Here is a 4,980-nt window from a genome sequence, read left to right on the forward strand (position 1 = left end):
CATTTAAACAAAATAATCGCCAATGAAAACACTTCAGACTGCGAATTACGCACTACTTCTTTAAAGGATTTATTTTGATGTTCGGGTGGGGTAAGGTCGGGACTGCCCACAGGACAGGCAAAAAATTGGCCATTAAATTGACACTGATAACTATCGCAATCAATAAAACTAATCGTTTTGCTTTTTGGGTCGCACAAAAAGTTATTTAGATTATAGTCACCAATCATAATTTGTTGACGATGCAGGCTTTGTACTTGCTCAATTAAACTCAATAACACCAGCACAATATCGCGGCGATTAAAGTGTGGAAAATGTTTTTTGTACAACACAGCATGTGCCAAAAACTGTAGTTTTAAGCCTTGTTTGCGGTGCATGGCATAACCAATCCACTGTTGTTGTTGATTGTACACATCAATCAGTGGCCAACTGAGCAAGTTTGCGGTATTGGGTTTGTTGTTTAGCATGGCGGTAATTTTTTGCTGCAAGTGGGGTTGTAGCTTGTTTAATACTTCGGGGTGATACAATTTAACCAACACGTCGCTGCGTCCTTGCACGGCATATACACTTCCTTCACCACCCTTAGCTAACATATTTTCTAAGGTTTTTGGGTTTTTATGTGCATCATAAACAGTTATCGTTTGCATGGTTTGACTCGCTGACTGTGCTGGACGTGGCTGAGGCTTTGGGCTAGTCGCTTGTGCCGCATTAACGGTATTAAACAAATTAAATAATGAACCCCACATCATTTTTCTCTCCTAAATGGATTCCCAGCTATTGGTGGGTGGAAGTTGAACCGCCGAACTGGTGGATGCCGATGCCGATACACGACTCATACTTGCCGATAACCATTCAAAAAACTCTTGAAACTTTAGGCCACTTAGAGCTTTGGCACCACGTGAAGAAAACTCACTCAATACCGCCACGTCTGCACCTTCTACACCAATTGGCAAACACACTAATTTGCGGTCTTGAGATAACTGACGGCTTTGGGCGGCTGCGTGTTGATAAGAGTCGGTAGGAGAGCCATCGCTGATAATAATTAACCACGGTTGATAATAGGCAACGCCATTTTTCTGATATTCTCTTTTACGGTTATCGAGTTTGTTTAAGGCTAAATTAACTGCCTCACCTAAGGGGGTATTGCCACTTGCGCCAAAAGACTGCACAGCTTCTAAAGACATAACATTGGTAAAAGGCAACTGTTCAACCACTCGACCGCCTGCGGTAATTACACCCACATCCACCGAGCAAGCGGCAACTTCGTCCTGTTGTACGGCATTGATAAAATGTTGAAAGCCCTCGTTAAGTTGATTGATCGCATCGCCACTCATTGAGCCAGAGGTATCTAACACCAACATACAAGCACAACGAGGAGAGGGATTATCGATTAAATCGTTATTAGTAACTAAAGCAAAGTTTGGCATGGTTATGTCCCCAAGTAGTTAAGTGAATGGGGATATACTAGGTGAAAAAACAGATTTAAACGAAATTGCAAGCTTGCGAAATGGCTGATATGTTTTATAAAAAGGTGATAGAAGAAATGAGATTGGGTAATAGAGCATTGTGCTTAAAAATAATAATGTCATTAACAAGCTTGCAATTTATGACGATATCAACATGAGACTTTATGCTTAGCTCCAGTTTTAACCACTCAAAGGGCAACTAGATTATGACCACATTTTTTGTCACACGTCATGCAGGCGCAAAACAATGGGCTGCTTTACAAGGCATTGATTGTGATGTCTGTGTGGCACATTTAGACCCTGTATTGGTGCAAGCAGGCGATGTGGTGATTGGCACATTACCCATTAATTTGGCGGCCATTGTCTGTGAACAAGGTGGGCGTTATTTGCACTTAAGCTTAGAGATGCCTCTTTCTGCCAGAGGCAAAGAACTCAGTGCGGAGGATTTGGCCAATTATGGGGCTAAGTTGGAAGAGTTTGTCATCACAAGAGGCAACTAATGGATGCAGAAGCTATAGTTTTGTTTGTGGCGATTATTAGCCCATCAACCACTTAATGCCAGCCAAACCAAAGACAATAATCAAAGCCAAATAAACAAACGAAAGCTGAATGGTTTTGCTTAATGCCTGAATAATTTTTTCGGCATCGGATGATACTTCCACGCGTTGGTGGCTAATAGCTTTGGTGATTTCTTGGGTAAGTTGGGTTAACGTTTCTTGTACTTTGACTAGATTATCAGCCACAATTCTATCGGCAGTTTGCTCTAGTTGTTGGCTAACACTTTCAGCCGTTCGTTTAATCGACTCTTCTAACTCTTTAACTAAAATATGTGCTTCAGCAAATGATTCGGTTTTAACTTTGTCGGTGAGTTTTTCTAAGTCATTATACACTTTAGGATAAATTTTATTTTCTAGGCGTTTAGTGACATCATTTAATGCCAAAGAGATATTCGATAAGCCATAGTCAGGTGTAATTACGCCCTCATCAATACATTTTTGACAGCCACGACCCTTTCGGCCATCAATCGAAATATATTGTTTAACGTGACCTGAGTGTGTTTTACAAACTAATTGATGGCAGCCGACACATTCATCAAGTCCTTTTTCTGTTTGGCAAACATAACATTTATTAGACATTGGATTACTCCCAATTAACTCGCACGCGGATAAATACACCTAAAGGTTAAATTAATACGCGGTTTTAACACTTTGGCTTGTTTGGGTACACTATGTTGCCAATAGTGTTGTGTTTCACCTTGCATAATCAATAATGAACCATGTCCTAAAAGCACTTCTAGTTTTTCTTGTGCTTGGCGTTCTTTTTCGTGACGACGCAACAAAAAACGCCGAGACTCACCAAAATTAATCGAGGCAATGATTGGATTTTTGCCCAATTCAGGTTCATCGTCAGTATGCCAAGAAATATGGTCTTGACCATCACGATATAAATTTAACAAGACACTGTTAAAGCGTGTGTGAGTAAGAGCTTCCAGTTGGTCACGCAAATAGTCTAAGGCTGCATTCCACGGCAAAGATTGCAAGGTAATGCCCGAATAGGTATAGGGATGGTCACTGTCGCCATGCCAAGATGACAAACGCGGCAAAGGAATTTTTTTGCCATACATGTTAATTTCGTCTTGTTGCCATGGAATGTTTGTCCACGGTGTATTGGCAGAAAGCTCTTCGGGTTGCGTGTGTCCTGCACGGTTGGCCAACAAAAAATCTAAGGCACGATTAGCAATTTTTTGGCTAAAAAACTCAGGAAAATATAACAATTCACCTTGGGGAATCGTGATTTTGTAGCCTTTGCTTTGGTTAAACACAATTTCTTGGCAAGCATAATCGGCTAAAGAGGGGAGCTTTACACCTGTAGGCAATGTGTTTGTGGCATTATCGGCAAATAAATCAAAAGTCATGATAATCCCCTTATTGCATGACAAACATTTTGGCATAGCGTGGTACTCTGTATTTACACAGACGTTGCGAGCGCATTTCAAAACTTTCTACATCACAATAATCTTTGTGGTAATACATATTTTCTACATCATTATCAAAAACATCACAAAATCGTTTAATGCCATTAACTGCATTGCTAAAGTTGGGGCTACAACATACAAAGATATTTACGCCAGATAAACTTGGTTTAATACAACTAGCAAGAGCTGTGACATCAATATTGGGCAAATCTAAAACATTAGATAATAAATGAATAGTCACCTGATGTTTGGTGTGTAAATCATCAGCAGTAATTTGGTCAAATTTGCGACAGTACTGCTTAATGTTAGTGTAGTACAGTGAGTTGTTTTTAACGGCTTCTTTTAAAGCCAAAGCGGAAGGCTCAATCAAAATTACTTCTTCAAACTGATAGCCTAATTGACGTTCACGATTAAATTCCTGTAACACCATACTAGCCAAACCTTGGCCACAACCATAGTCAATGACACTAATCGGTTGAGTGGTATTTTGTAATGCGTTAATTTGTTCTATTTCAATAAAGCGACCAAAAACAAAATCAAATAGATCAATTAATTTGGCAAAATGCTGATTGGCGAATAGGGCATTATACGCCATCAACTGGCTTTCATTTTGGCAAATATAGTGATTAGGTTTGAGGGTGCTATAAATATCCCATTGCACATGAGCAGGCAAAGCTGCAAAACGTTGAGTGCTGTTTTTGACGATTTGAGCAAAACTGGCCAAATGATTATTTGCAGAAACGTTCATTGCAACACCCTTATAAATAGTCGTTAAGAAGTTAACCAATAATTTATCAGGGCGTGTGTACAAATATGGTTTTTGCAAGCTTGCGATGATTGTTAGAAAAAAGCCAAAAACAATTAAAAAACCCGCTGTTGGCGGGTTTGGTGAAGTTTAAAACGGAATGTCGTCAAGGTCATCAAAAGGAGGTGGGGGTTGATGGGTTGGGGGTGGATTATTGGGTTTTGGAGCTTCTTGAGCGGGGGCATTTTGCACAAAGTCAAAACCTATTAATGTGCCTTTTAGACTACTTTTGCCATTATATTCTTCGATATGAATATCATCGGCACGAATAACAATTTGCTTGCCTTTAGTAAAGTAGGGTTGCACTTTTTCGGCTTGTTGCCCCCATAGGGTGAGGTTGAGCCATTGCGGTTTTTTGTGTTGACCAAAACCAACATCATACACGACCGAGAGGCTTAACACAGGTTTACCGTTTGCTGAGCGTAATTCGGCATCACGGCCAATACGTACTAATTTGATTAACATATTAACTCCTAATAGCGTTGCTTTTCCTAATTTTAATTTGAGTGGTTAAAGTCCCATAAAGTCTGGGAAGAGGTTCGAACCTAACATTTAAGGCGGATTATCTTGTACCCTGCTTGTCTTAATCCCATAGAGTCTGGGAAGAGGTTCGAACTCAGTAACCAACTCTTTGCAGACCAATTTAGAGTCTTAATCCCATAAAGTCTGGGAAGAGGTTCGAACATTATGACTATCGTTGCTACCAAGCCAAGAAGTCTTAATCCCATAAAGTCTGG

Annotated in this window: 7 protein-coding genes; 1 reads left to right on the top strand and 6 read right to left on the bottom strand. The window is 40.1% G+C overall.

The window, feature by feature from the left end; translation table 11 throughout:
- Both Q0212_RS00005 and Q0212_RS00010 read right to left on the bottom strand, forming a co-directional pair.
- Positions 1-746 (bottom strand): hypothetical protein (locus Q0212_RS00005; RefSeq protein ID WP_297920482.1); only part of this gene is annotated, 746 nt, incomplete at its 3' end.
- A gap of 9 nt (positions 747-755) precedes the next feature.
- The gene (locus tag Q0212_RS00010) at positions 756-1,424 is read right to left on the bottom strand and encodes a VWA domain-containing protein (RefSeq protein WP_297920484.1); all 669 of its coding nucleotides are present in this window, start codon (positions 1,422-1,424) and stop codon (positions 756-758) included.
- 245 nt (positions 1,425-1,669) lie between these two features.
- On the opposite strand from Q0212_RS00010, the gene csx16 reads away from it, so the two are divergent.
- Positions 1,670-1,963 carry a CRISPR-associated protein Csx16 gene (csx16, locus tag Q0212_RS00015; RefSeq protein WP_297920486.1) on the top strand — a complete coding sequence of 98 codons (294 nt, stop codon included), beginning with the start codon at positions 1,670-1,672 and terminating at the stop codon, positions 1,961-1,963.
- A gap of 36 nt (positions 1,964-1,999) precedes the next feature.
- Here csx16 and Q0212_RS00020 read toward each other — a convergent pair whose 3' ends face one another.
- The 4 genes from Q0212_RS00020 to Q0212_RS00035 form a co-directional block, all read right to left on the bottom strand.
- Positions 2,000-2,599 carry a hypothetical protein gene (locus Q0212_RS00020; RefSeq protein ID WP_297920488.1) on the bottom strand — a complete coding sequence of 200 codons (600 nt, stop codon included), beginning with the start codon at positions 2,597-2,599 and terminating at the stop codon, positions 2,000-2,002.
- A 14-nt stretch (positions 2,600-2,613) separates the two neighbouring features.
- Positions 2,614-3,378, bottom strand: coding sequence for an alpha-ketoglutarate-dependent dioxygenase AlkB (locus tag Q0212_RS00025; RefSeq protein WP_297920490.1), 765 nt, complete (start codon positions 3,376-3,378; stop codon positions 2,614-2,616).
- Between the two features lie 10 nt (positions 3,379-3,388).
- A complete protein-coding gene (locus Q0212_RS00030) occupies positions 3,389-4,186 on the bottom strand; it encodes a hypothetical protein (protein ID WP_297920492.1) in 798 nt (265 codons plus the stop codon).
- A gap of 147 nt (positions 4,187-4,333) precedes the next feature.
- A complete protein-coding gene (locus Q0212_RS00035; protein ID WP_297920494.1) occupies positions 4,334-4,708 on the bottom strand; it encodes a single-stranded DNA-binding protein in 375 nt (124 codons plus the stop codon).
- Positions 4,709-4,980 lie beyond the last annotated feature (272 nt).

The organism is uncultured Agitococcus sp., from assembly GCF_937920075.1.
GTDB lineage: Bacteria > Pseudomonadota > Gammaproteobacteria > Pseudomonadales > Moraxellaceae > Agitococcus.

What these genes read in the sequence shown, in the direction of transcription:
- Q0212_RS00020 (WP_297920488.1), bottom strand. Translation starts at nt 2,599, where the DNA reads ATGTCTAATAAATGTTATGTTTGCCAAACAGAAAAAGGACTTGATGAA.
- Q0212_RS00035 (WP_297920494.1), bottom strand. Translation starts at nt 4,708, where the DNA reads ATGTTAATCAAATTAGTACGTATTGGCCGTGATGCCGAATTACGCTCA.
- csx16 (WP_297920486.1), top strand. Translation starts at nt 1,670, where the DNA reads ATGACCACATTTTTTGTCACACGTCATGCAGGCGCAAAACAATGGGCT.
- Q0212_RS00010 (WP_297920484.1), bottom strand. Translation starts at nt 1,424, where the DNA reads ATGCCAAACTTTGCTTTAGTTACTAATAACGATTTAATCGATAATCCC.
- Q0212_RS00030 (WP_297920492.1), bottom strand. Translation starts at nt 4,186, where the DNA reads ATGAACGTTTCTGCAAATAATCATTTGGCCAGTTTTGCTCAAATCGTC.
- Q0212_RS00025 (WP_297920490.1), bottom strand. Translation starts at nt 3,378, where the DNA reads ATGACTTTTGATTTATTTGCCGATAATGCCACAAACACATTGCCTACA.